Annotated in this window: 23 protein-coding genes and 2 pseudogenes; 23 read left to right on the forward strand and 2 right to left on the reverse strand. The window is 44.4% G+C overall.

What is annotated here, in order from left to right; all coding sequences use genetic code 11:
- Positions 1-41 precede the first annotated feature (41 nt).
- From RDS42_RS00005 to RDS42_RS00060, 12 genes and pseudogenes are all read left to right on the forward strand, one after another.
- Positions 42-962, forward strand: a complete 921-nt coding sequence (locus RDS42_RS00005; protein ID WP_288835999.1) for a carbohydrate ABC transporter permease — start codon at positions 42-44, stop codon at positions 960-962.
- A 13-nt stretch (positions 963-975) separates the two neighbouring features.
- Positions 976-2,334 carry a carbohydrate ABC transporter permease gene (locus RDS42_RS00010; RefSeq protein WP_308781802.1) on the forward strand — a complete coding sequence of 453 codons (1,359 nt, stop codon included), beginning with the start codon at positions 976-978 and terminating at the stop codon, positions 2,332-2,334.
- Between the two features lie 90 nt (positions 2,335-2,424).
- Positions 2,425-4,065, forward strand: a complete 1,641-nt coding sequence (locus RDS42_RS00015; RefSeq protein WP_308781803.1) for a DUF4091 domain-containing protein — start codon at positions 2,425-2,427, stop codon at positions 4,063-4,065.
- A gap of 34 nt (positions 4,066-4,099) precedes the next feature.
- On the forward strand, positions 4,100-5,857 hold the full coding sequence (locus RDS42_RS00020) for a histidine kinase (protein WP_308781804.1): 1,758 nt from the start codon (positions 4,100-4,102) through the stop codon (positions 5,855-5,857).
- The gene (locus RDS42_RS00025; protein ID WP_147598328.1) at positions 5,832-6,593 is read left to right on the forward strand and encodes a response regulator; all 762 of its coding nucleotides are present in this window, start codon (positions 5,832-5,834) and stop codon (positions 6,591-6,593) included. Before RDS42_RS00020 ends, RDS42_RS00025 begins: the two co-directional genes overlap by 26 nt.
- A complete protein-coding gene (locus RDS42_RS00030) occupies positions 6,583-7,848 on the forward strand; it encodes an extracellular solute-binding protein (RefSeq protein ID WP_308781805.1) in 1,266 nt (421 codons plus the stop codon). The genes RDS42_RS00025 and RDS42_RS00030 overlap by 11 nt, the downstream gene beginning before the upstream one ends.
- A gap of 159 nt (positions 7,849-8,007) precedes the next feature.
- A complete protein-coding gene (locus RDS42_RS00035; RefSeq protein ID WP_173751814.1) occupies positions 8,008-9,288 on the forward strand; it encodes an ABC transporter substrate-binding protein in 1,281 nt (426 codons plus the stop codon).
- 67 nt (positions 9,289-9,355) lie between these two features.
- Entirely contained in the window at positions 9,356-10,288 is a 933-nt protein-coding gene (locus RDS42_RS00040) for a carbohydrate ABC transporter permease (protein ID WP_288899664.1), read from the forward strand.
- Positions 10,285-11,142: a carbohydrate ABC transporter permease gene (locus RDS42_RS00045; protein WP_308781806.1), complete on the forward strand. Its 858-nt coding sequence runs from the start codon at positions 10,285-10,287 to the stop codon at positions 11,140-11,142. Before RDS42_RS00040 ends, RDS42_RS00045 begins: the two co-directional genes overlap by 4 nt.
- Positions 11,143-11,159: 17 nt before the next feature.
- Positions 11,160-12,428, forward strand: coding sequence for a Gfo/Idh/MocA family oxidoreductase (locus RDS42_RS00050; RefSeq protein WP_308781807.1), 1,269 nt, complete (start codon positions 11,160-11,162; stop codon positions 12,426-12,428).
- 1 nt (position 12,429) lies between these two features.
- On the forward strand, positions 12,430-13,242 hold the full coding sequence (locus RDS42_RS00055; RefSeq protein WP_308781808.1) for an acyltransferase domain-containing protein: 813 nt from the start codon (positions 12,430-12,432) through the stop codon (positions 13,240-13,242).
- 157 nt (positions 13,243-13,399) lie between these two features.
- Positions 13,400-14,584, forward strand: a pseudogene (locus RDS42_RS00060) (ABC-F family ATP-binding cassette domain-containing protein); the annotation flags it as partial.
- 505 nt (positions 14,585-15,089) lie between these two features.
- On the opposite strand, the pseudogene RDS42_RS00065 reads toward RDS42_RS00060, so the two are convergent.
- Both RDS42_RS00065 and RDS42_RS00070 read right to left on the reverse strand, forming a co-directional pair.
- Positions 15,090-16,067 (reverse strand): annotated as a pseudogene (locus RDS42_RS00065) (recombinase family protein); the annotation flags it as partial.
- A 27-nt stretch (positions 16,068-16,094) separates the two neighbouring features.
- Entirely contained in the window at positions 16,095-16,463 is a 369-nt protein-coding gene (locus RDS42_RS00070) for a hypothetical protein (RefSeq protein WP_195508911.1), read from the reverse strand.
- A gap of 262 nt (positions 16,464-16,725) precedes the next feature.
- On the opposite strand from RDS42_RS00070, the gene RDS42_RS00075 reads away from it, so the two are divergent.
- The 11 genes from RDS42_RS00075 (at position 16,726) to RDS42_RS00125 (ending at position 24,071) form a co-directional block, all read left to right on the forward strand.
- Complete coding sequence (locus tag RDS42_RS00075) at positions 16,726-16,947, forward strand: hypothetical protein (protein ID WP_195508910.1); 222 nt, start codon at positions 16,726-16,728, stop codon at positions 16,945-16,947.
- A gap of 151 nt (positions 16,948-17,098) precedes the next feature.
- Positions 17,099-17,647 carry a hypothetical protein gene (locus RDS42_RS00080; protein WP_308781809.1) on the forward strand — a complete coding sequence of 183 codons (549 nt, stop codon included), beginning with the start codon at positions 17,099-17,101 and terminating at the stop codon, positions 17,645-17,647.
- Positions 17,647-18,057 (forward strand): Holliday junction resolvase RecU, encoded by a 411-nt coding sequence (locus tag RDS42_RS00085; RefSeq protein ID WP_195508907.1) that lies wholly within the window; start codon positions 17,647-17,649, stop codon positions 18,055-18,057. The genes RDS42_RS00080 and RDS42_RS00085 overlap by 1 nt, the downstream gene beginning before the upstream one ends.
- Positions 18,054-19,445 carry a DEAD/DEAH box helicase family protein gene (locus tag RDS42_RS00090; protein ID WP_308781810.1) on the forward strand — a complete coding sequence of 464 codons (1,392 nt, stop codon included), beginning with the start codon at positions 18,054-18,056 and terminating at the stop codon, positions 19,443-19,445. The genes RDS42_RS00085 and RDS42_RS00090 overlap by 4 nt, the downstream gene beginning before the upstream one ends.
- Before the next feature lie 309 nt (positions 19,446-19,754).
- Positions 19,755-21,788 (forward strand): DNA polymerase elongation subunit (family B), encoded by a 2,034-nt coding sequence (locus RDS42_RS00095; protein ID WP_308781811.1) that lies wholly within the window; start codon positions 19,755-19,757, stop codon positions 21,786-21,788.
- A 13-nt stretch (positions 21,789-21,801) separates the two neighbouring features.
- Complete coding sequence (locus RDS42_RS00100) at positions 21,802-21,996, forward strand: hypothetical protein (protein WP_308781812.1); 195 nt, start codon at positions 21,802-21,804, stop codon at positions 21,994-21,996.
- Between the two features lie 4 nt (positions 21,997-22,000).
- On the forward strand, positions 22,001-22,705 hold the full coding sequence (locus RDS42_RS00105) for a DUF2829 domain-containing protein (protein ID WP_308781813.1): 705 nt from the start codon (positions 22,001-22,003) through the stop codon (positions 22,703-22,705).
- 12 nt (positions 22,706-22,717) lie between these two features.
- The gene (locus RDS42_RS00110; RefSeq protein ID WP_308781814.1) at positions 22,718-22,885 is read left to right on the forward strand and encodes a hypothetical protein; all 168 of its coding nucleotides are present in this window, start codon (positions 22,718-22,720) and stop codon (positions 22,883-22,885) included.
- 15 nt (positions 22,886-22,900) lie between these two features.
- Positions 22,901-23,665 (forward strand): ERF family protein, encoded by a 765-nt coding sequence (locus tag RDS42_RS00115; RefSeq protein WP_195508900.1) that lies wholly within the window; start codon positions 22,901-22,903, stop codon positions 23,663-23,665.
- A gap of 3 nt (positions 23,666-23,668) precedes the next feature.
- Complete coding sequence (locus RDS42_RS00120; RefSeq protein ID WP_308781815.1) at positions 23,669-23,962, forward strand: DUF3310 domain-containing protein; 294 nt, start codon at positions 23,669-23,671, stop codon at positions 23,960-23,962.
- The gene (locus RDS42_RS00125) at positions 23,949-24,071 is read left to right on the forward strand and encodes a hypothetical protein (RefSeq protein WP_264466817.1); all 123 of its coding nucleotides are present in this window, start codon (positions 23,949-23,951) and stop codon (positions 24,069-24,071) included. Before RDS42_RS00120 ends, RDS42_RS00125 begins: the two co-directional genes overlap by 14 nt.

The following is a 24,071-nucleotide window of genomic DNA, read 5'->3' on the forward strand; positions in this document are numbered from 1 at the left end:
TTTATCTTAACAGGATTATGCAGAAAATGGAGGTATGGAAAATGAGTGCAAAAATGAGTACGAAAAAGAAAAAATCCTTTACCGCAAAGCCGGGAAGCTATACATTCCGTAAAAAAGTAACCCCCTGGTGTATTTTATTTCTTCCTATGGCATTTACGGTCTGGCTGAAATATTATCCGATTTTCAGTGCCTTTTATATTTCCCTTTTTAAATATGACCCCATAAATCCACCTGGAAGGTTCGTGGGTCTGAAAAATTACCTGGAAATGTTCCAGATGCAGTTTTACTGGGAGTCCTGGAAAAATACTTTTATTTTTCTGCTCCTTCAGCTGTGTATGTGCTTTTTTATCCCTTTGATCCAGGCGCTTCTGCTTAATGAACTGATTAAGCTGCAGAAATGCCTGACCACTCTTTATATCCTTCCGGCGCTGATCCCCACTTCGGTAAATGTGATTATCTGGAGATGGATCTGGCATCCGGATTATGGCGTGGCAAATCAGATCGTAAAATTTTTTGGCGGAGAGCCACAGGTATGGCTCAGTGATCCGGATCTGGTCAAATTCTGTATTATCTTTCCAGGGGTACTGGGTGGAGGACTGACAGTGCTTCTTTATCTGTCTGCGATTCAGGGGGTATCTACAGATATTATGGAATCGGCAGCTCTGGATGGATGTACGGGATTTAAAAAGATCAGACATATTATTCTTCCGAATATTTCCTTTATGATCTTTATCCAGCTGATCATGTGTGTGATCACTACCATGCAGCTTCTGGATGCTCCATACATGTATGCGTCAGGAGGACCAAGCGGAGCGTCTACCACACAAGGTATTTTTATCTATAATGCATTTAATGATGATCTGAATTATGGTCGTGGTTCAGCAGCTTCGGTGGTACTTTTGATCGTGATCGCGGTACTGACCATGCTTCAGATGCATTTTGAGAAGTCAGAGAAGAATTAAAGGAGGCATGGACATGAAGAGAAAGAAAAACAGAAAAAACAGAATCCGTTGCGGAAAATCCGAACGCTTTCTGAAAATTGTTGCAGTTACAGTGTCTCTGCTTTTTGCAGCGCTGATGCTGTATCCGCTGGTTTTTGCCGTATCCAGCGCCATGAAGGATAATTCCCAGATTTATAAGGTTCCTCCGAAGCTTCTTCCGGGAAAGGCAAACAGCGTATCCTTTGTGCTGGATTATACTGGGCAGGAATTTCAGGATGCAGAAGAAATGAAGGATCAGATGCTTAAGGATAATGTTCTTGTAATGTTTGGAACCAACTTTAAATTTGCAGATCAGTCGATTATGGAGATACATGTTTATGGAACCAGAGAAGGCAGAACTTTGTTCCATTCGAGAGCGCATCAGATGAAGCTTCAGATGGAATGCGATTATGGAATTTACAAAAGAACTGCAATCAAAAAAGAAATCCTTCTTCATGATGACCGCTATGTCCGTGCCTGTGAATCCATTGGTTATGAGTTTGATGAAAACGGAATCGATAAAGTACCGGAAGAAGGGCTGGCAGATGATTTTCAGGATCAGATAGCGCCTGTAATCCAGGAAAAATATACTACAGCAGGAACGCTGGTCGGTATTGGAAACAGAACCAAAAACCTTCTCAGTCTGGAAAGCTTCAAATATTATCTGGATATGCCGGCCTATATTTATCCCCAAAGTGAAAGGGTTGTAAAATACGGATTTCTGACTTTTGTTATGAACAGTGTCATCGTGATCGGATTTGCCATGATCGCCCAGGTGATCCTGTGTTCTGTCTGTGCATTCGTGATCAGCCGGCAGCTCTCCCAGAGAGCCGGAAAATTTGTGCTGATGTTTTTCCTGGGAGGAATGATGATCCCCTTTGCCAGTATCATGCTTCCGCAGCTGATCATGTACCGGGAAATGGGAGCTTACAATAACTATGCGGCTCTTTTGCTTCCATTCTTATATCCCTATGGATTTTATGTATATCTGTACAAGGGATTTTTTGATCAGATTCCCGGCAGTTATTTTGAAGCAGCAGCTTTGGACGGAGCCGGAAGCTGGTATCTTTATTCCAGAATATGTATGCCCCTGTCCAAGCCGATCATTTCTCTTATTGCTCTGCAGACATTTATTGGAAACTGGAATGATTTTTTCTGGGCATGGCTGGTAACAGAAGATCAGAATCTGTGGACCTTAAATGTAGCTCTTTACAACATTTCCAATAATGCAGGAACCAAACAGAATGCTCTGATGGGACTGGCGGTTGTGACTATCACACCGGTAATACTGCTGTCTATTCTGTTTTCCAGACAGCTGAAGCAGAGCATTGCGGCATCAGGAGTCAAAGGCTGACGATGGGTGTAATAATTGAAAAACAGAAGAATCCTGTTGCTGAAAACCGGAAAAAAAGGTATGATAAAATTATAGAGGCAGGAGTGTATTATGGAATTAACAGGTATGGTAACCACAAGAGAAGAATTTCTGTATCCGGACAGTCTGTGCGGCAGACTTCCGGAGGAACTGCAGATTACCATGGCTGGAAACGGCAGACCGGGGATCCAGCTGATACTTGAGACCAGTGGAAAAAAGGTGAACTTTTTCCTGAAGGGAAAGGGTTTTTGTGGAGAATGGTATGAAATGAAAGACATTCCGGTGGAATACAATACCGGAGACGGAGTTTCCCAGGGAGGCGCTATGGTGCTGGAAACACCGCCAGGAGAAAAACCGGATTATGTGACCCGCCTGGCACCTTTTCGTGTTTATGACTGTCTTTGCTGGACAGACAGCGGGGAGATTCCCGTAAGAAACCAAAAGGCCGCAGCATATCTCTGTCTTGTGCCGGACAAGGGGCTGGAACCGGGAGAATATCATCTGAGTCTTGGGGCAGAAACAGAAGAAGGATTCTGGGAATGCAGTATATCTGTAAAGGTCTGCAGCGTGCGGATTCCGGAGGATGCGTTTCCCGTTACAAACTGGTTTTCTCTGGAGGCAATAAGCCGGTTCCATCATGTGGAAATGGGAACTCCGGAGTATCTGGATATGCTGAGAGCTTACGTTCGTGCAATGAGAAGGCTTCATCAGAAAATCTTTTATATACAGCTGGATGAACAGTGCGTCAGCATCAAAGAACCGATTGCTTTTGACTTTGAGTACTTAACACCGGTGATCCAATGCTTTTTTGAAGAAGGAATGGAGATCATGGAGATTGGAGCGCTTCTTCACCGTGGATTTCTTCCGGATGGAAGTCCGGATATGTATACGGACAGCTTTACCTGCATGATGGATAAAAATCTGAAGTTTGATACACTGGAGGGATACGTTCATACAGTGAAGCTGGTACAGGCGCTGGCTTCTTATCTGAAGAAGCATGGATGGGAAAAAAAGATCCTGTTTCATATCCATGATGAGCCGGATATCCATGTAAAAAACCAGGCAGCGCTGGAATCAAGGCGCCGTCAGTATTACCTGGCTTCAGGAATCCTTCGTAAATATCTTCCTGGTGTACAGATCATAGAAGCGGTTGATACCGCAGAGTTTTATGGAGGAGTGGATATCTGGGTTCCGGGAACAGCCGGATATGAAAAAAAGAAGGCTGAGTTTGATCAGCTTATCCGTCTGGGTGAAACTGTGTGGACTTATGTCTGCTGCGGGCCGGAGGGAGAATGGCTTAATCGTTTTCTGGATTTTCATCTGATACGTGGAAGGCTTCTGTTCTGGGGCTGTGCCAGAAACAGGATTTCCGGATTCCTCCACTGGGGATTTAACCAGTTTCCGGGAGGAATGGATCCATTCAAAGGAACCAGCTGTCCAAATGATACAGGAATAGGAACTGCCTTTCCCTGTGGTGATTCTTTTCTGGTGTATCCGGGAAAAGAGGGACCGGAGATCAGTATGCGTCTGGAAGCGCAGCGGAGAGGTGCGGAGGATGCGGCGCTTTGGGGGCTGCTTCTGAAAAAAGATCCGCAGCTTCATGACTGGCTTCTGGATCAGATGTTTACGAATAATTACACATACAGCAGGGATCCGGAGAAATTTGACCGGGTTTACACACAGCTTCTGGAAAGTCTGGAAAAATACAGCTGACCGGAAGACCGGCAGAAAACAGACAGGAGAGAGCATGAGCGGCAAAAAAAAGAAACGGACATTAAAACGAGAGATCACACTTCTGACGATGGCAACATCCTTTGGAGCTCTGGTTCTGTTTGGGACAGTGATGATCGTGATGTTTTTTGTGTTTTTTCTGGGGAATATACGGGAGGATATGGAAAATATCCTCCAGAATACCCTTCAGAATTATCAGGCAAAAATGCAGTTTATCCAGGACGGAGCTGTAATGATCCGTCACAATTCTATACTGCGGGATTTTTTTGACGCAGACTGGACAGACAGGGCAGAAATGGAAAAACAGCTTTCCTACAGCATGGAGTTATTTTCCAACCGGAATATAACAGAAGGGCAAAGTCCTTTTGTGACCAGTGTGTGTCTGTTTAATAAAAAGGATGAGTATGTCAGGGAGCACTATTATCCAATGACGGTTTCGGCAGGGAGGAATAAGGAAATCGGGTATCTGGAAATGATGCGGGACTTTCGCCAAACAGAAGAACGGTATCGGATGACGTCAGGGGCTGATGAGATCAACCTCTGTTTTCGTGTTTATGGAGATGGCATGGAAGAACTGGGAATCTGTGTTCTTGGAATCGCAAAAGAGGGAATTCAGGATATTTTTGCACAGATTGAAACATACAGTCATGGAAATTGGGGCATCAGCGACCAGAAAAGAAATATTATGATTTTTCAAGGGGAAAAACAGACGGCAGAAGAGCTGAGCCGGCTGGGAATGAATGCCAAAGGAGAAAAAAGAATTGCGGGAAACCGTACGCTGTATGCATCTATGGGCACAGGATTTGGTACCTGTGCGGCAGTTTCTGTTGGAATGGATAACATTTATGTGATCCTGAAACCTACGATGGTTACATTTTTTGCAGTGATCTTTCTGGCTCTGATTTTTATTGGAGCCATGATGCTTGGAATCAGTTTTCGCTTTACCAGACCGTTAAAGACACTGGCAGACAATCTGCAGGCTTTTGGAAAAAAAGATCTGGATGTGCGTATGGAGGATTCTTCTATTTCCGAGATCCATGAGATCAGTGTGATATTTAATGAAATGGCAGAAAGAATCCAGTATCTTATTGAGCAGGTTTATGAAAAAAAGCTTCTTGCAGCCCGGTCACAGACAAAATACCTTCAGGCACAGATCAATCCGCATTTTCAGTTTAATATCCTTGCAATGTTCAGTATCCGTGCCAGACTGGCCGGAGATGAGGAACTGTATAAAGGACTGCAGGCTTTTTCCGGACTGATGAGGGGGAAAATATTCCGGGAAAAGGAAATACGGATTCCGATATCTGAGGAAATGGAACTGGTGGATTTTTATCTTTATCTTCAGAAAAGCCGGTTTGAGGATCAGCTTTCCTATGAAATCGAATATGGAAGCGAGGATGTGAAAAATTTCAGGATTCCCAGACTTCTTATTGAAAACTTGGTAGAAAACGCAGTGTCTCATGGAATCGAGCCAAAAAGCGGCGAGGGTATAGTCCGGATACACCTTTTTGAAGAGGATGATATGCTTCATATTGTAGTGGAAGACAATGGGGTAGGTTACGAAGAACAGGAAGAGGACCTGGAGATGGATCTGGAAGAAGAAACGGAGCATACTCATACAGGACTGGCTAATATGAAACGCCTGCTGGAAATTCTCTATCACGACAGATACTGTATGAAGATTACAGGAGAAAAAAATGTAGGAACAAGGGCAGAGATCATTCTACCTGCAGAAAGGGGAAGCGTATATGTGGAAAGTAGCAGCAGCCGATGATGAGGCTTACCTCAGAACCGCTCTGAAAAAACTGATGAACTGGGAAAAAATGGGATGTGAACTGATCCGTGTAGTTAATAATGGAAAAGAACTTCTTCAGTGTGTAGAAGAAGAACACCCGGATATTGTGATTACGGATATAAGGATGCCGGAGATTGACGGACTGGAGGTATGCAGACAGCTTTATGAAAAGTATCCGGAAACCCAGACCATTATTTTGAGTGCTTATACGGATTTTGAATATGCCCGGACAGCTATTCGATATGATGTGGCAGATTATGTACTGAAGCTGTCGGTTCTGGAAGAGCTGCCTCCTGCGGTGGAAAAGGTAACACAGAAGCTTCAGAAACAGAAAAAAGAACTGGAGGAGCAGCTGGTCAGAATGCCGGAGAAAAAAGCAGCGGAAAGTCTTTATGATCAGATCCAGGAATACATTGAAAAAAATTACAGCCAAAAGATCACCCTTAACGATATGGCAGAGGAGCTTCATGCAAACAGCAGCTATTTAAGCCGGCTTTATAAAAAAGAAAGCGGACAGAATCTTTTTGATGTGATCCTGAAAAAAAGAATTGAAAAAGCTAAGGTATATATGGAAACTACCGATAAAAAGATTTACGAGATCTCTCAGTCCGTAGGTTTTGATGACACCGGATATTTTTCCAGGATCTTTAAAAGATATACAGGAGTTTCTCCCAAGGAATACCAAAGTGGGAAAAGAGGCGGAGATGAAGAATAGAAGAAGGTTTCCTGTAATCACAGCAGTGGCGGCTTTTTTAGCAGTTTGTCTGGCAGGGTGCGGAAAAAAAACACCGGAACCAGTGGAAATCACACTGATCCACGGATGGGGAACTACGGAAGAGGATCATGTGGTCATGCGGGATATTTATCAGGACTTTGAACAGGAAAATCCTGATGTGAAGCTGAATCAGCTTTCCATGCCCTCCGGAAGTGAAATGGTCCGTAAGACAGAGGATTTGCTGGTGGCAGGAGAAATTCCGGATCTTGTCTTTCTGGGAGGCTCAGGCAAAGATACTGTTTATCAGTTTATGGTGGAGAATGATCTTGTTCTTGACCTGATGCCTTATATCAGAGAAGACCGGGAATTTGCAGGTAATCTTGCTCCTGTAAATATTGATTTCTGGACTACAGGGGAAGAGCAGCTTTTTACCATATCGGATGTGATCCTTTTAAGTGGAGGCTACTGGTATGACCGGGAAATTTTTGAAGCTGCAGGAGTGGAAAAAATTCCGGAGACCTGGGAGGAGTTTCTGATAGTCTGTGAACAGATTGAGAGCTGGGCAGAGAAAGAAAAAAACGGAGTGGAATGTCTTCAGATGTCGTCGGAGGCGTACCTTTATTTTATGGATCATCTTCTGGCAGTCCAGAATTCTGTAAGTGGAAATGCCATTCGAAATCAACGGCTTTATCTGGAAGAAAGTGCGGCAGAGGATGCTCTTTATACACTCAGAGAAATCTATCGGTATTCCAGGGCAGATGGAGACTACAGCTACCGAGATGAAACCGATGCATTTAATGATGGAAAAACAGCCATGTATATCAATGGTATCTGGGGTGCACCTATGATTTCAGATCAGATTGATGCGGCCTATGCCCTCCTTCCATCTGAAAAAGGAGAGAAGATATCCTGTGAGTCGGCCTGTCTGGGGTATATTCTGGGAAAAACCGGAGATGAAAAAAAACAGGAGGCCAGCGTCCGGTTTGTAAAATATATGCTCAGTACTCCGGTTCAGGAACGTATTCTGAAAGAAACAGAGCAGGTTCCTGCCAATTCCCATGTGGACATCCGGAAGTATCAGAAGGGCATGGAGCGTTTTGTACAGGCTGCCGATATAGTAAAGGCGGCCGGAGTCAGAATACAGGTTCCGGATAATCTGTGGAGCAGCGGTGCCAGAGACAATTTTATGGAAGGAATTGATGATGTTCTGAAAGGAGAAATCTCTGATGAGGAATTTATTCATTCTCTGAAGTAAAAATAATCCATGTTTTTGTGAAAAAGTAAAAATAATCCCGGATTGCAGTCAATATCTTTCATTCAAAACAACCATAAAATGAAATAAAATAAATGCAAGTTAAGCAGAAATGCACAAGACGGAAAACGAAAACTATTTCATGTTATGGAGGGAAAAGAAATGAAAAAAAGAACTATCAGTATTCTTCTTGCAGGAGCAATGACAATGGCAGCGGTTATGGGATCTACTGTGACTGCATTTGCGGGAGAAGAAGACACGCTGGAGTTTTATCACGGATACTACCATGATGAGAGCGAGTGGCCGGCAGCAAAGGTAATGAGAGATATTTATGACGAGTTTGCAAAAACTCATGCAGACGGAGAAGTAAAGTTTGAGCCGATCGCTGTAGAGAACAGAGATGAGATCGTCAGTGCTGAGGTAGCAGGCGGAAACTTCCCGGATATGGTAGACTGCGGACTTCCTCTTTCACTGGCAGCCATCAGCCAGGGGCTTGTTCTTGATCTGAAACCATATATTGATGAAAACAATCTTCAGGATGCGGTAGGTCTGAACTATACACAGAATGATGTGGACGGTCATATTTATACCGTTCATGACCAGCTGGAAAGCCGCGGACTCTGGTATAACACAGAGGTATTTGAGCAGGCAGGTATCACTGCAGAAGAAGCATTTAAAGACTGGGAAAGCTTTGGAGCAGCTATGGATAAGGTTCATGAGCTGGGCGGAGATACATATGGATATGCAGCAGGACAGGGATCCCGTTATATTATCAATGCAGTTCTTGCATCTACAGAAGAGGGAAGAGAGCTTCTTAAAGGAGAGCTGACACCGGAAGGAATTGAGTCCGAAGCGTTTGCAGAAGCTTTTAAGACAGCAGCGAAACTTGACCAGGCAAACGGATCTGACCATACCACAGAAGATGTTGGAAACCTTATGGATGATTTTAATAAAAACGGAAAAGCAGCAGTTCTCTTTAATGGTGTATGGAATGCAAGCGGAATTGATGCCGGTCTTGCAGATAAGATCGAATCTCAGATCTTCCCGGGCAATGTTTCCGTTGTAACAGCCGGATCCGGTCATTCTATTTCTGCAAATTTAAGTGAAGCGGAAACAGAACTGGCGCTGGAATTCCTGGCATATATGGTAAGCCCTGAGGTACAGGCAAAGATCTTTACCGGTGTACAGGCAAATCCATGTAATACCACACTTGACCTGAAGGCACTTGCAGAAGAAAGCGGCGACCCGATCACTCAGAAGCTGGCAGAAGCGTGTACACAGGTAAACTCTGCAGAAACTGTAGTAACAGATCTGAACTACGTATGGGGTTCTGATGTAGGAAGCGCTATCATCAATGCATTGATGGAATCAGCAGTTGAAGGAACCGATATTGACGCACGTTTTGAGCAGTTAAAGCAGGAGCTGACAGCCCTTGTTGCATAAAGGCGGTAGTAGGAGGCGGCTTCGGCCGTCTCCTTTTTATCATCATAAAAAGTGGAGGAAACCGATCATGAAAACAAGGAATATGAGCTGGAAGAGAAAAGGCTTTATCCTGGCCTTTCTTGCTCCCACAGTAATTGCATTTGTATTATTTTATCTTTATCCTATTGTAACAGTCTTTGTAACCTCTTTCTGCAAATGGGATTATACCAATATCACCAGCCCGGAGTTTTTTGGATTTGCAGATATGTGGAACAACTATAAATATATTTTTGAACTGTATCCGTACTTCTGGGAAGCTCTTCGGAACTCAACCATATGGGCGCTTCTGGGAGTGTTTGTGCAGATCCCTGTTTCTGCTTTGATCGCTCTTGCATTCTCACGTAAAGTAAAGGGGGTAAAATTTGCAAGAAATGTCTATATCATCCCCAGCATGATCTCATCTGCAGCCATGGGTATGATTTTTCTGCAGCTGTACAGTCCGCTGTACGGAGTAGTAAATCCGGTGATCCGTTTATTTAAACCGGATTTTTCTGAAAATATACTTCTTCTCAAGGGACCGGCATTTATTGCCATGACCTGTGCCTATATCTTTTTTACAGGAACCACTACATTGATGATCCTGGGAAATATTATGGCAGTACCAGAGGATGTAAGGGAGGCAGCTATGCTGGATGGTGCCAGCGGTCTGAAACAGGACTGGTATATCACCATCCCTATGATCAAGGACACCCTTCGTACTGTATCCATCCTTTCGGCAACAGCAGGTTTCCTGCTTTACAATGAGGTTTATTTCCTGACGAAGGGGGCAGCAGGAACCTACAGTATCAGTTATGTGATCCGTGAGCTTGCAATCACAAGCACAAGAACACAGTTTGGCCGTGCAAATGCTGTGGCAGTGATCCAGATCCTTGCAGGTATGCTGATCATTGTATTTGTAAATCTTTTGTACAGTCAGCTTTTTAAAGGAAAAAGAATCCGAAGAAACGGAGGTCAGTCATGAACAGAAAAACAAAATCCAATTCTCAGGTACGTACAATGTCCCGGGGAACAAAGATATTTACCTATATCTGCCTTGCATGGGCAGTTCTGGTGGCTTTGATGCCTCTGGTCTGGCTGTTCATCTCCAGTCTGAAAAAAGATCCGCTGGCGAGACCAGGGTTCCAGCTTCCGGATTCCATCTGTCTGGACGGATATATTTCCACCTTCCGGGATCTCCATGTTATGAGATATTTCGGAAACAGTATGATCATTGCCGGTGTGTCTGTAGTCATCAGTATCCTGATGATCTCCATGTCCGCCTATGTAGTGGCAAGAATGGAATTTAAAGGCAAAAAGCTGGTAAATCTGATGCTGTATTCCACCATGTTCATTCCTGCTACAGCCCTTACCTATCCGGTTTATAATCTGGTAAATAAAATGCATATTTATAATACCAGAGGAGCTCTGATCTTTATTTATGCATGCAGCGGGCTGGCAGTCAGCTTTTTTGTCATCAAAAATTATTATGCAAACATACCCCATGAGCTTGAGGAGGCAGCCAGAATCGATGGATGCGGTTATGCCATGACCTGGTGGAAAGTGATCTTTCCTATTGCAAGACCCGGAATCATGACTGCGGGAGTTCTGGCGTTTCTGAATAACTGGAATGAATATTACTGGGCTTCACTGGTGATCGTTGACAGAGAAAAGCTGACGGTTCCGGCGCTTTTGTCCACGTTTACCACATCCTTCCGCACCAATTACAACGGTCTGTTTTCGGCGATGGTGATTATTATCCTGCCGCCTGTGATTCTGTACTGTGTGTTCAGTAAATTCTTTGTGGAAGCTCTTTCCGGCGGTGCGGTAAAAGGTTAAAAAGAGGAGGAAAAAACATGAAAGTGATAACAGCAGTTTTGATCGGAGCAGGTTTGCGGGGCGGCTGGGTGTATGCCGCCTATGCTCAGAGTCATCCGGAAGATCTGAAGATCGTTGCAGTAGCAGAACCGGATAAAGAAAGAAGAAATCTGATCGCAGAGATTCACGGGATACCGGAGGAACACTGCTATCAGGATTATAGGGAATTACTGGAAGAGGAAAAAATGGCAGACTGCGCACTTGTATGCACACAGGATACCATGCATTTTGAGCCGGTAACAAAAGCTCTGGAAAAAGGATATCATGTACTTTGTGAAAAGCCTATGTCTCCGGATGCTGCGGAAATTGTCACTATGGGAAATATGGCAGAAAAATATGGAAGGATCCTGATGATCTGTCATGTTCTCCGGTACTCTTCCTTTTTCTCCAGGATCAAAGATCTTATTGAGGAAGGCCGCCTTGGAAAGCTGATCAGTATTCAGCATATTGAAGAGGTAGGCTACTGGCACCATGCCCACAGTTTTGTGCGGGGAAACTGGAGACGCAGTGATGAAACAAGTCCTATGATCCTGCAGAAATGCTGCCATGATATGGATATTCTTCTGTGGCTGGCAGGAAGCTCCTGTACAAAGGTCAGCTCTTTTGGAGATCTGACATATTTTAAAGATGAAAATGCACCGGAAGGAGCTCCTGCTTATTGTCTGGATGGATGTCCTCACAGGGATCAGTGTGCTTTTTATGCACCCAAATTTTACTTTGAGCATCCAAAGGCAGAGCCGGACGGATTTATCCATGCGGTATCTGCGGATACCGACAGGAAAGCAGTTCTTGAGGCGTTAAAGACAGGTCCTTATGGACGCTGTGTGTTCCATTGTGACAATAATGTGGTGGATCATCAGGTTGTGAATCTGGAATTTGAAAACCATGTAACCGTCAATATGACTATGAGCGCCTTTACGGAAAACTGTGCCAGAAGGATCCATATTATGGGAACCAAAGGAGAACTCAGGGGAAATATGGAGCTTGGCGAGATAGAGCTTTCTGATTTTTCCACAGGGGAAAAGGAAATCATCCGGCTTTATACACCACCTACAGGGCACAGTGGAAGCGATACAAATATGATGAAGGATTTTGTAAGGTATCTGAGAGAGGACAGCGCCCAGGTACGCTCCGGAGCTTCCGTTTCTGTGGAAAGCCATCTGATCGCTCTTGCGGCAGAAAGATCCAGAGTGACAGGAGAGACCGTAGATCTCAGGGAATTCCGAAAAGAAGCAGAGGAGCGGTAATATGGATCTGAGAAGGTTTTGCACAGAGATCGGTCTGCCTTCCGGCGCAGTGCGTATTGTGGAAAAAATGGATGAGGAGATCTCTGAAGTCCGATATCAGTATGTCCGTGAACTGTTTTTTACAGACAGAGAGGAAATTTTCCGGGAGATCGCATCTCTTGCCGGATACAGACAGAGGTTTCTTTATTATTATTGCAGACTTGCATGTGAAACATATGAGAAATATCAGAGAGCAGGAATCGGAGACAGGGTGTTTTTTGACACCTTCTCCGATATTGCCGTCTGGTGTCAGGTATGTTTCCGAAGATATGGGGAATACGGGATTCAGGAATATGAATGGCTGTGGCGTCATGTGGAAATGACGCTTTTTCGTCTGGGCAGACTGCAGTTTGAAAAAACAGAATCTTTGTGGGAATTTGAATGTAAAAGCAGGAAGACAGCAGTGGGCGATCCGGTGATCAGTATACATATCCCCGAGGGGCAGCCGCTGGATCCGGAAGCCTGCAGAGAATCTCTGGATATGGGACGGAAATTCTGGGGTGGAGAGCTTCCGTATGTATGCCATTCCTGGCTGCTTTTTCCCGGATTAAAGGAGCTTTTGGATGAAAACTCCAATATTCTCCGCTTTCAGCAGATGTTTGAGATCCAGTCGGTGGATTTTCAGTTCCGGGAAGGGGAAGAAAGAATTTTTGACTGCCTGATGGAGGATCCGGAAAACTATCCGGAAAATACCAGCCTTCAGAGAAATGCCAGGAAATATCTGAAGCAGGGTGGCAGGCTTGGCAGCGGTCTGGGAGTGATAGCTGCAGATTAGGCGAAATTTCACATTTTATAACAACCCTCTGATTGATTTTTGTTATGAGAAATAATATAATAGCAGACGAAACTCTGTAAAAACAGAGAAAGATGCTGATACAGTACAGGACAGAGATCCTGTATAGAACATAACAGAAATCATCAGGGGGTATTTTATGAGTATTTTGAATGTAGAACATCTGTCGCATGGGTTTGGGGACAGAGCAATTTTTACTGACGTGTCCTTCCGTCTTCTGAAAGGAGAACACATTGGTCTGATCGGAGCCAATGGAGAAGGAAAATCCACTTTTATGAATATTGTGACAGGGAAGCTGATGCCGGACGAGGGAAAGGTGGAATGGGCAAAAAATGTCCGGGCAGGCTATCTGGATCAGCATGCAGTCCTGGAAAAAGGCATGACCATCCGTGACGTGCTGAAATCTGCTTTTGATCCCCTTCTTCAGAAGGAGCAGCGCATGAACGAAATCTGTGACATGCTGGGAAGTGCGGATCCGGAGGAAATGGATGCATTGATGGAGGAACTGGGAAATATTCAGGATGAGCTTACCCTTCATGACTTTTATGTGATCGATGCCAAGGTGGAAGAGGTTGCAAGAGCGTTGGGACTTCTGGATCTGGGGCTGGAACGCGATGTAACAGACCTGAGCGGCGGACAGAGAACGAAGATTCTTCTGGCAAAACTCCTTCTGGAAAAACCGGATATCCTTCTTCTGGACGAGCCTACCAATTATCTCGACGAGGAACATATTGCATGGCTGAAGCGGTATCTTCTGGAGTATGAGAATGCGTTTATCCTGATCTCCCATGATATTCCGTTTCTGAATGAAGTGGTGAATCTTATTTATCATATGGAAAATCAGGAGCTGAACCGTTATGTGGGCGATTACGATCATTTTCAGGAGGTCTATGCGGTGAAAAAAGCCCAGCTGGAGGCAGCTTATCGCCGCCAGCAGCAGGAGATCAGTGAACTGAAGGATTTTGTTGCAAGGAACAAGGCCCGTGTATCCACCAGAAACATGGCTATGTCCCGTCAGAAAAAGCTGGACAAAATGGATGTGATCGAGCTGGCAGCGGAAAAACCGAAGCCGGAATTTAACTTCCGTTATGGACGGACTCCCGGAAAAATGCTTTTTGAGACACATGACCTGGTGATCGGCTATGGGGAGCCTCTGTCAAAGCCTTTGAATTTCTATATGGAGAGAGGTCAGAAGATCGCTCTGGTGGGAACCAACGGAATCGGAAAAACAACCCTTCTGAAAAGCATGCTGGGGCTGATCCCGTCTCTTTCCGGTTCCTGTGACCAGGGAGAAAACCTCCAGATCGGATATTTTGAACAGGAGTATTGGAAGCGTAATCCGATAACCTACCGTCTTTCGACAGGCGGTAGGTTTTTTGCGGTATAGAGGTAAGATTATAGGCTATGGTGATTCTGAACTTATCGTCCGGTTCATCCCATACAGTCACGGAATTTACAAACAGATCAATCACGGTCTGGCAGAACTCTTCGTCATTGATATCCCCTTCACGGAACTTCTCTAACCAGAAGATTACCTGCTCTTTATCAATATAGACTTGGTGTGCCATTTCCTTTTTAAGCTGCACTTCCATGTCCTTCTTCTCAGTTTCAAGTTCTCCCATACGTTTTACAAGCATATCCGGGGCAGACCCGGTTTCAATAGCTTTCAGCAGATTGTTCAGAGACACGTCAACCTGCCTGATTCTGTCACGGATCACAGGGATGGGTGAATCACTCTCAATTTCCTGCTTGTTTCGATCACAGGCAATAGTAGCAATTTTCTCAATATATTCATCGGTTAGGAATGACATTGCGTCCTGTGCCACCAGTCTTTCAATCAGGTTCTTTTCCATGTTCCGCTTATTACATTGTTTATCCAGATTCTTTTTGCCGTAACACCGATAATACAAATAGCCCTGTGAGTTGCCGTCAGCGTTCATGGCACTGCCACAGTGTCCGCAGAACAGTTTTCCTGTCAGAAGGTAAGTATGCCTTGCCTTGTTTCTGGCGGGGGCTTTCTTTATCTTACCGACTCTCACCTGCACTCTGTCCCACAGGTCTTTATCAATGATTGGTGGGATAACATCTTCTGCCCGGTAGTCATGGTACTTATAGACTCCGATGTATTTCTCATTACGGAAAATCTTAGTGAAGCTGCTCTTGCCGAAACGTGTTCCCTTGGAAGTCTTGTAGCCACGGTTGTTGAACGTTCTACATATCTCGGCTACAGACTCACCGTCTGCATACATCTGAAATGCTTCCCGGACGATAGGAGCAGTGGTTTCATCAATTACCAGTTTCTTATCTACAGTCTTGTACCCCAGAGGAATAGCCCCACCGATGGAGTTGTGTTTCATGGCAGACTCCCTCATGCCCCGGTTGATCTTCTGTGAGAGTTCCGCACTGTAGAACTCAGCCATACCTTCAAGGACAGATTCAAGGATGATTCCTTCCGGGTCTTGGGTGATGTTCTCAGTGGCAGAAATAAGTTGTACACCGTTTCGTTTCAAGCGGTATTTGTAGGTGGCTGAGTCATAACGGGATCGGGCAAAGCGGTCAAGTTTGTAAACGATGACTGCATTGAAGTTTCCCTTCTCTGAATCCTTAATCATTTTCAAGAACTCTACTCGTTTCTCTATGTCCTTACTGGCAGATGTAGCACGGTCAATATACATCTCTACGATTCTGATATTGTGTCTCTTGCAGAAGTCTTGGCAGACGTGCATCTGACCTTCTATGGATTGTTCAGTTTGGTTGCTACTTGAATATCGTAGATATAGACAAGCAGTCTTAATCTCTTCGTACATGGTTCTTCCTCCATTCCTCAATGCTTATTATCCTGCAATGATAGTTTCCCCTTTTGAATCCTTTTCGTTCATACAGACTTGGATAATTCTCATGCGTCCTTCTATAGAAGCACTCCTAAATGCGGAAATCAAAATACGTTCTTCCTCAGAAAGCTGAATAGATTCCTGAATAGGGATTGTTACAGTTTCCCGGTCATCGGAATTACCTAAGAGGTAATCCACGGTACAATCAAAATACTGAGCCAATAAAGCAAGGTTCTTCTGGCTAGGATTAGAGGTTTTCAGGTTACTGGCGAAGTTCTTACCAACGTGACTTTCAGTGAAAGCAGTCGTTTTCTTTACTCCTTTTTCGGTGCATAATTCATCAATGCGTTTTAGTAATAAATCATTATTCATTCCTAAATCCTCCTAACTAGGGAATAAAATTTAAAAATTCTTCCTAAAACCGCTTGACAAATTCCTAAATAGGGATTATTATAGGTCTTGTCAACAAGAGTTGTTTACAAAATAGGGTAAAGAAAACAAGCCCTCCGGGGTTTTAATTTTGCCCCTGACGGTTTTCAATGGTTATATTGGTTCGACACCCATATTATAACCTTTGAAGAGTATTTTGTCAACTTTAGTTGATAAGCAAAATCAACGAAAGGAGGTACACGACATGGCAGAACGTGAGAACATTCGTAGCCGACTTAAAAAGCACCAGTTGACTCAGGTGTGGCTTATCAATCAGTTAGGTCTTAGAGGGATCGTTACTGATAAGACGGAAATGAGTTCCGTACTTGCCGGGACACGAAGCGGCAGTAAGGCAGATGCAATCATCGAATTGTCTCACGATATTCTTGATAAGTACGAAGAAGGTTCTGTTCTTGTTAAGGAGTGATGATGGCAGTTCCTACGATGGAAGAAAGTGCTTTGTGTTCCCAGTTGATTGAGAGAGTCAAAGACTACTTCCAGTCAGCGGAACACAAGAAAGAGTTTGAAGAATGGTACAAGACAAAGTACCACAAGGATTATGAATGGAGGAATTAACCATGAAAGAAGAAAACATTGGTGTATTAAGTGCAGGTGAGCGTTTCGGCTTCAAGGGTTTTGAATGGATCGTCCTTGACAACAACGTGGATGGCGGTGTTCTGGCAATCATGGCATCTGCTTGGAACAACGAAGAGTATAGCTTCGATGATGACGGCTGTAACAACTACGCAAAGTCAAGCCTGCGTAGAAAGCTGCTCAATGAACTGCTTCCTGTGTTGGGTGAGGATAATCTTATTCCTCATGAGGTTGACATGGTAGCTGATAACGGAGATGACCGTTACGGCACAGTCACAGATAGAGTTTTCATCCTGAGTTGTGATGAATACAGAAAGTACCGTAAGCACGTTCCGCTACTCCCTGAATGGATGTGGACTTGCACACCTTGGTATATCTCAGACGCCGGGTACAGTGGCCACGGTCGCTGTGTGTGCAATACGGGTAGTCTGGGCAACTACGGTGCGTACAACAGCGGTGGGGTTGCCCCGGCTTGTGTATTCAATCCGAAGAATCTTAAATTGCACCGTCAGGTGCAAATGGTGGAAGCGTAATGTCCACCAACAATAACAAGAAAAATGGAAACCACTTTGAAGAAGAGTTTTGTGAACTGCTCGCCTTACATGGTTTCTGGGCACACAACATGGCACAGAATCAGGTAGGACAGCCCGCAGATGTGATTGCGGTTAAGAATGGCATCCCGGTCTTGATTGACTGCAAGGAATGTGAAACCAACCGCTTCCCATTATCCCGAATTGAAGGTAATCAGGAAGGTGCAATGACACTGTGGGAGCAGACAGGGAATGAGCATTGTTACTTCGCTATGAAGCTGAAAGACGGACGCATTTACATGGTGTCCTTCGATGAACTCATGCTGAGACAGCTTTACGGTGAGGGGACGATCACTGAAAAGGAATTTCCTCAGTACAAGACCTTTCGACAGTGGGTGGAGGAATTTGAATGATTACGGAAATCGGATCACGATTACGAATCACGAACCCTTCACCGGACATGGTTGACTGGTGTAAAAAGCATTTAGAAATACCGAACCCGGAATATCAGAAGAAAGCCAGAATGAATCTCTGGTTAGGAGATACACCCAGAACCCTTGTAATGTATGAGGTTGACGGTGACTCAGTAATCATCCCGTTTGGGTGCTTACGATCAATCCTCCCGCTTCTGGAAGGGGACGTGAAGAAACTCTTTACCAAACAGGTAAAGGTAGATTATAAGGGAGCGAAAGTACCGCTGTACGACTATCAGGAGGAAGCTGTAGGAGCAATGATTATCAATCATTACGGAATATTACAGTCACCTGCCGGGTCAGGTAAGACGCAGATAGGCATAGCCCTTGCGTGTTCCATGCAGCTTAAAACACTTTGGCTTACCCATACAAAAGACCTGCTGACCCAGAGTAAGAATAGGGCAGCACAGTATATTGACAAGTCACTTTTGGGGACTATCACAGAAGGAAAGGTCAATATCGGAGAGACAATGACCTTTGCAACTATTCAGACGATGTGCAAGGTTGACTTAAATCAGTACCGTGACACATGGGACTGCATCATCGTAGATGAATGTCACCGGGTAGCCGGGACACCTACCGCAGTAACTCAGTTTAGTAAGGTGCTGAACACACTCAGGGCAAGACATAAATACGGATTGTCTGCAACCGTCCATAGGGCAGACGGACTGATAAAGGCTACATACGCTATGTTGGGACACGTTATCTATACAGTCCCGGATGAAGCTGTGAAGTCCAGAGTCATGACGGTAGACGTACAGCCGAAGGGTACAGGCGTGAAACTTGATTCAGCGTTTTTGAACAGTGATGGAACAATCAACTATTGCAAGATGATTACTTATCTTACCACTCATACAGACCGGAATCAGATTATCATGAATGACCTTGTAGGCAACCGGGAGCATTACAACCTGATCCTCTCTGAGAGGGTGGATCATCTAAAACTTCTGTATGAAGGACTACCCCCGGACTTGAAATCACAGGCTGCTGTAATTGATGGCAGTATGACAACTAAGAAGAAGAAAGCAGAGCGTGAGCAGGCTATTGAGGATATGAGGACAGGCAAGAAACGATACTTGTTTGCATCGTACTCACTGGCAAAAGAAGGGCTTGATATCCCACGGTTGGACAGGCTATACCTGACAACCCCTCAGAAGGACTATGCGGTGATCGTTCAGAGTGTTGGGCGTATAGCACGAACCTTTGAGGGGAAGGAACAACCGATTGCTTATGATTATGTAGACTTCATCCGGTCACTGGAAAAGTCGTTCAAGAAACGATGCACCAGTTACCGAAAATGTAACTGTAGAATTTTGGAAGGAGAATAACCATGAAGAATAAAATTTTGAAAGCTATAGCTTGGGCGGTTAGCCTTGTGTGGATTGTGTCAGCTTGTCTTATTGATTCAGATTCATGGATTCCCTTCATCGTGTGTAATCTGTGAAATCTATATGGTGTTATTCTCCTACGCAAATGATTGGTTTGGAGATTACCCTTATGAAGATTAGTGAAGAAAGTGCAAGACACCTTGATACAGCCATTCTTCTGATGGAAGGAGTCAAGGAAAGTCTGAGTGCCGAACCGGATAAATGGGGATGTATTCCACCAGAACATTCAAGAGAGTCTATCCATCGTAGATGTGTGCAGGCACGACAAGAACTCCTGCAAGTGCAAAAGGCTCTAAGGTAGGTGATCTCATGGTTGAGGGGACATACATATTCGACTGTGAGGTATTCGCTTATGACTGGCTCTTTGATTTCAAAGATGTTGTCACAGGCGAACACATCTCCATCTGGAACGACAACGATGCTGTAATAGCATTTATGGAACGTGACCCGTTCTTAGGCGGGTTCAACAATAAGCACTACGATAATTTCATACTAAAGGCAGTCATGTGTGGCTTTACACCGGAAGAGGTGAAGAAAGTCAATGATCTTATCATTCAGGAAGAGTTAAGTGGATGGGATATCCCATCACTGAAAGAGTACAGAGTATTCTTTGACAGCTTTGACCTGAGAGATGATTGTCAGGATGGAATCTCACTGAAAGCTATTGAAGCACACCTTGGAATACCGATTGAGGAAACAGGGGTTGACTTCAACATTGACCGTCCGTTGACGGAGAGTGAGAGAAGAAGGACTGAATACTACTGCCGATATGACGTAGATGCTACGGAAATTCTCTGGAAACTGAGACAAGGATATCTGGATAACAAAGTTGCTGTAGGAGCGAAGAGAGGTCTGACAGACCGTAAGGCAATGTATATGACAAATGCCAAACTGACAAGCGTGTACCTACAAGCTGAGAAACCGGAGAAACCTTGGACGGATGAAAGGAATTACCAATACCCGGATAAGCTGCTTCGGCAGTATATTCCGCAGGAAATATTTGATTTCTTTGATCGGCTGCATGATCCGAACGTACCGGACATTGATCTGTTTGGTGGTTACGATCAATACGGCAGGAAGATTAAGGGTGCAAGCATTGAATTTAGAATAGGTGATTGTGTTTGCACTATAGCCTACGGAGGGATTCATGGAGCAATCCCGAACTATGTAGAAGTGGCAACGGAAAATCGTTCGATCAGAAACAAGGACGTAGGTAGTTACTATCCACATCTTATGACTATACCTCTTTCGGCAGGACAGCAATATGGATTCTGTAGTAGGAACATACCGTCACCTCAGATTTTTGTGGATATGTTGGAAAAGAGAATGAAAGCAAAGAAAGCCGGGGACAAGAAAACTGCAAATGCCCTGAAACTGGTAGCGAACACCTCTTATGGTGCAATGCTCAATGGTAAAAACGGAATTTCCTATAACGATCTCTATGATCCACTCATGGGACGTTCTGTATGTATTACCGGGCAGCTACTTCTTCTGGAACTGTCAATGCACCTTGTAGCAGAGTGTCCTACCTTGAAGATCATTCAGCTTAACACGGATGGTATCATGGTAAGTTTTGACAAGTCTGACGAAGCAAAATGGCAGGAGATTACGCAGGAGTGGCAGGACAGAACAGGTTTTGAACTGGAAGAGGATTTCATTCAGAAAATTGTTCAGAGAGATGTGAACAATTATGTAGAAGTTCCGGTGGGGGGCAGCAAACCGAAGGTCAAGGGTGGCAATCTGGTAAGAGGGATCTTAACCAATGCAAACATTGACTTTACGACAATGGGCTTACCTGCATGGGACAATATGAGTGGCGGTGCTTGGAATATCAATAACAATGCCTGCATCGTGGCTACAGCAATGAAAGAGTATTTTGTGAACGGGACTCTCCCGGAAGAAACCATTGCGGCAAGCAATAATATCCTTGATTTTCAGGTGATAGCGAAAGTCGGAGGTAAATATTCTGGATGCTACCAGTTAATAGGTGGTGAGAAAGTTCCGGTACAGAAGGTCAATCGTGTGTACGCCTGCAAGAATAAAGGTTATGGAAAGATTTATAAGACTCACGCCACTACCGGAAAGGACGCAAAAGTTCCCAGCCTGCCAGATCACTGCATAGTAGATAACAATAATGAGTTGTCCATAGACGTTGTGGACAGAGAATGGTATGTCAAACTGGCAAAAGAACAGATACGGAAGTTTTTAGGTGTGAAAGCACCACGGAAGAATACTAGAAAAATAAATTCGCTAAAGAAAAAGTCATTAGCGTTGTTCAATTAAGGAGGACAAGAACATGGAAAGTTCAGCAAAAAAAATGGTAACAGCAGAAGAGTTTGACGCAGCAGTAAAGCAGGTTATTCACGATCAGGTGAGTAATCCGAAACTGGATGGGATAGGAAAAATGCTCATTCCGCTGACAGGTGCTATTTTCGCAAAAGATGTTAAGAAGATTCTGTTCGGGGAAACCGAAGAAAATAAGGAGGACTAAGACTATGAAATTTCATGAAGTGAGCAAGGCTATGGATGAAGGTAAGAAGATTAAACTGAAAGACTGGGACAACGCCTACTGGTATAAAAAGGGCGGTATCATTGTCAACCATGACGAAGAAGGTTTTGAATGTGATGCAAGAGAAATCTTCCCGTTTGATTTAATGTGGGTAGCAAACGGTGACTGGGAGATTGTTGTTGAAAATCTGACTCCGATGAATTTCAAGGAAGCGTTCAAGCTGATGAAGCAGGGCTATCCAGTGAAACTTCCGTCTTGGGGTGGTTACTGGTACTGGGATGCCGCAAAGGAAACTATCGTGATGCACACGAAGGATGGCAGAGAATTGGATATCCGTGAGACTAAGAGGGTTGAATACACCACTCTGAATCTTCTTTCTGATGAATGGGTGCTTGCAAGCACTAAGAACTGCCCTGCAATGGGTGGTGAAGCTACTTTCTCCTTCGGGGAAGCAATCAAGTATCTGAAACGTGGACACAAGGTAGCCCGTAAGGGATGGAACGGCAAGAAGCAGTACATTCAGCTTGCAAGCGGAATCTCTTACAAAGCACCTACCGGAGATATCGTGAACTGTGAGCATGATGCCATCGGTAACATGGCAGTAGCTTTTGTCGGAACTTCCGGGGTACAGATGGGTTGGCTTGCATCTCAGGCAGATATGCTTGCCGATGACTGGGTATTCGCAGAGTAAGGAGGATTAGCTATGTTTTATCTGTTAGGAATTATCATCGGGCTTGTAATCAGTTTTCTGATTACTGCCGTGCTGATCTGGATTCTGGCTATGTGTTTTGGTTTCATGTTCACTTGGAAACTGGCACTGGGAGTCTGGGTTATCTATCTGATTATCAAGAGCATTTTTACAAGAAATTAAGGAGGATCAATAACAATGGCAAACATTTATGAAGGTATGAACGTGAGACAGAAACTTGCAAAGGCAAGATTGCAGTTCCTTAACCAGAAGGTTAAGAAGTCTGGTAAGAATATGCACTTGGAGTTCAAGTATTTTGAGTTGGAGGACATTGTACCTCCTGCAATCAGAATCTTTGCCCGTGTGGGACTTACCACAGACATTGACTTCACCGATGAAAACGGTGCGGTCATGAGAGTGTACAACACTGACAACTCTGAGGAAGCACCTATTGAGTTCCGTGTGCCGTACCGTGAGGTTAAGCCTATCGTAAGCAATGCAGGTAAGGAAGTAACCAATCCGATGCAAGCACTTGGTTCATCTATTACATACCTCAGACGTTACCTCTGGATGGCAGTTTTGGATATCACTGAACCGGATGACATTGACGCTACGCTTGGTTCTGAACCGGAAGAGGAAGAACCGGAGATTGAAGCACCGAATCCAGAGAAAGCAAAGACTGAGAAGAAGTCTCAGAAGAAACAGAAAGCCCCGGCTACACCTGCGGAACGTAAGGAAGCAAAGGAAACTCTGACGGACACTGAGGGACAGGCAGATGACTTGCAGATTGCAGCACTGAAAAATGCCTGCAAGGAACTGATGGAGAAAGACCCGGATCAGGAAGATTTTGTTCAGCAGATTGCCATGAAAACCAATGGCTTCACTCAGGTAACACGTTCTCAGTGTGAGCAGCTTATCAAGAATCTTGGCGAGATGATCGCAGCTTACAAGACGGAGGGCTAATGTATGTCAGACAATGTGAATCATCCATCCCACTACGAAACAGGGAAGTTTGAGTGCATTGACGTGATGGTAGAGACTCAGGGCGTACAGGCAACGAAGGATTTCTGTTTGTGCAATGCCTTGAAGTATATCTACCGTCACAGACGGAAGAACGGTCTGGAAGATATTCAGAAAGCAATCTGGTATCTGAATAAAGCCGTAGAGTTGGATGGACAAATTAAGGAACTGATTGACTGTAGAACAATCGGGGAAAGAGAACCCCGTTACATGGAGGGCAGAAGTAATGAGGAAATTTAAGAGAATGATCGCAAGAGCTAATATGAAACGTGCAGGATATACCCGTCTGAATAAGAAGGGCGGGGACGGTAGAAGCACTTTTGCAAAGCTGTGGAAGCAGTACATTTAA

Origin of the sequence: uncultured Blautia sp. (assembly GCF_902497045.1) — a bacterium.
Classification (GTDB): Bacteria; Bacillota; Clostridia; order Lachnospirales; family Lachnospiraceae; genus Blautia_A.

Excerpts from the sequence above, each read along its gene's own strand:
- RDS42_RS00005 (WP_288835999.1), top strand. The coding sequence starts at position 42 with ATGAGTGCAAAAATGAGTACGAAAAAGAAAAAATCCTTTACCGCAAAG.
- RDS42_RS00010 (WP_308781802.1), top strand. The coding sequence starts at position 976 with ATGAAGAGAAAGAAAAACAGAAAAAACAGAATCCGTTGCGGAAAATCC.
- RDS42_RS00015 (WP_308781803.1), top strand. The coding sequence starts at position 2,425 with ATGGAATTAACAGGTATGGTAACCACAAGAGAAGAATTTCTGTATCCG.
- RDS42_RS00020 (WP_308781804.1), top strand. The coding sequence starts at position 4,100 with ATGAGCGGCAAAAAAAAGAAACGGACATTAAAACGAGAGATCACACTT.
- RDS42_RS00025 (WP_147598328.1), top strand. The coding sequence starts at position 5,832 with ATGTGGAAAGTAGCAGCAGCCGATGATGAGGCTTACCTCAGAACCGCT.
- RDS42_RS00030 (WP_308781805.1), top strand. The coding sequence starts at position 6,583 with ATGAAGAATAGAAGAAGGTTTCCTGTAATCACAGCAGTGGCGGCTTTT.
- RDS42_RS00035 (WP_173751814.1), top strand. The coding sequence starts at position 8,008 with ATGAAAAAAAGAACTATCAGTATTCTTCTTGCAGGAGCAATGACAATG.
- RDS42_RS00040 (WP_288899664.1), top strand. The coding sequence starts at position 9,356 with ATGAAAACAAGGAATATGAGCTGGAAGAGAAAAGGCTTTATCCTGGCC.
- RDS42_RS00045 (WP_308781806.1), top strand. The coding sequence starts at position 10,285 with ATGAACAGAAAAACAAAATCCAATTCTCAGGTACGTACAATGTCCCGG.
- RDS42_RS00050 (WP_308781807.1), top strand. The coding sequence starts at position 11,160 with ATGAAAGTGATAACAGCAGTTTTGATCGGAGCAGGTTTGCGGGGCGGC.
- RDS42_RS00055 (WP_308781808.1), top strand. The coding sequence starts at position 12,430 with ATGGATCTGAGAAGGTTTTGCACAGAGATCGGTCTGCCTTCCGGCGCA.
- RDS42_RS00070 (WP_195508911.1), bottom strand. The coding sequence starts at position 16,463 with ATGAATAATGATTTATTACTAAAACGCATTGATGAATTATGCACCGAA.
- RDS42_RS00075 (WP_195508910.1), top strand. The coding sequence starts at position 16,726 with ATGGCAGAACGTGAGAACATTCGTAGCCGACTTAAAAAGCACCAGTTG.
- RDS42_RS00080 (WP_308781809.1), top strand. The coding sequence starts at position 17,099 with ATGAAAGAAGAAAACATTGGTGTATTAAGTGCAGGTGAGCGTTTCGGC.
- RDS42_RS00085 (WP_195508907.1), top strand. The coding sequence starts at position 17,647 with ATGTCCACCAACAATAACAAGAAAAATGGAAACCACTTTGAAGAAGAG.
- RDS42_RS00090 (WP_308781810.1), top strand. The coding sequence starts at position 18,054 with ATGATTACGGAAATCGGATCACGATTACGAATCACGAACCCTTCACCG.
- RDS42_RS00095 (WP_308781811.1), top strand. The coding sequence starts at position 19,755 with ATGTGTGCAGGCACGACAAGAACTCCTGCAAGTGCAAAAGGCTCTAAG.
- RDS42_RS00100 (WP_308781812.1), top strand. The coding sequence starts at position 21,802 with ATGGAAAGTTCAGCAAAAAAAATGGTAACAGCAGAAGAGTTTGACGCA.
- RDS42_RS00105 (WP_308781813.1), top strand. The coding sequence starts at position 22,001 with ATGAAATTTCATGAAGTGAGCAAGGCTATGGATGAAGGTAAGAAGATT.
- RDS42_RS00110 (WP_308781814.1), top strand. The coding sequence starts at position 22,718 with ATGTTTTATCTGTTAGGAATTATCATCGGGCTTGTAATCAGTTTTCTG.
- RDS42_RS00115 (WP_195508900.1), top strand. The coding sequence starts at position 22,901 with ATGGCAAACATTTATGAAGGTATGAACGTGAGACAGAAACTTGCAAAG.
- RDS42_RS00120 (WP_308781815.1), top strand. The coding sequence starts at position 23,669 with ATGTCAGACAATGTGAATCATCCATCCCACTACGAAACAGGGAAGTTT.
- RDS42_RS00125 (WP_264466817.1), top strand. The coding sequence starts at position 23,949 with ATGAGGAAATTTAAGAGAATGATCGCAAGAGCTAATATGAAACGTGCA.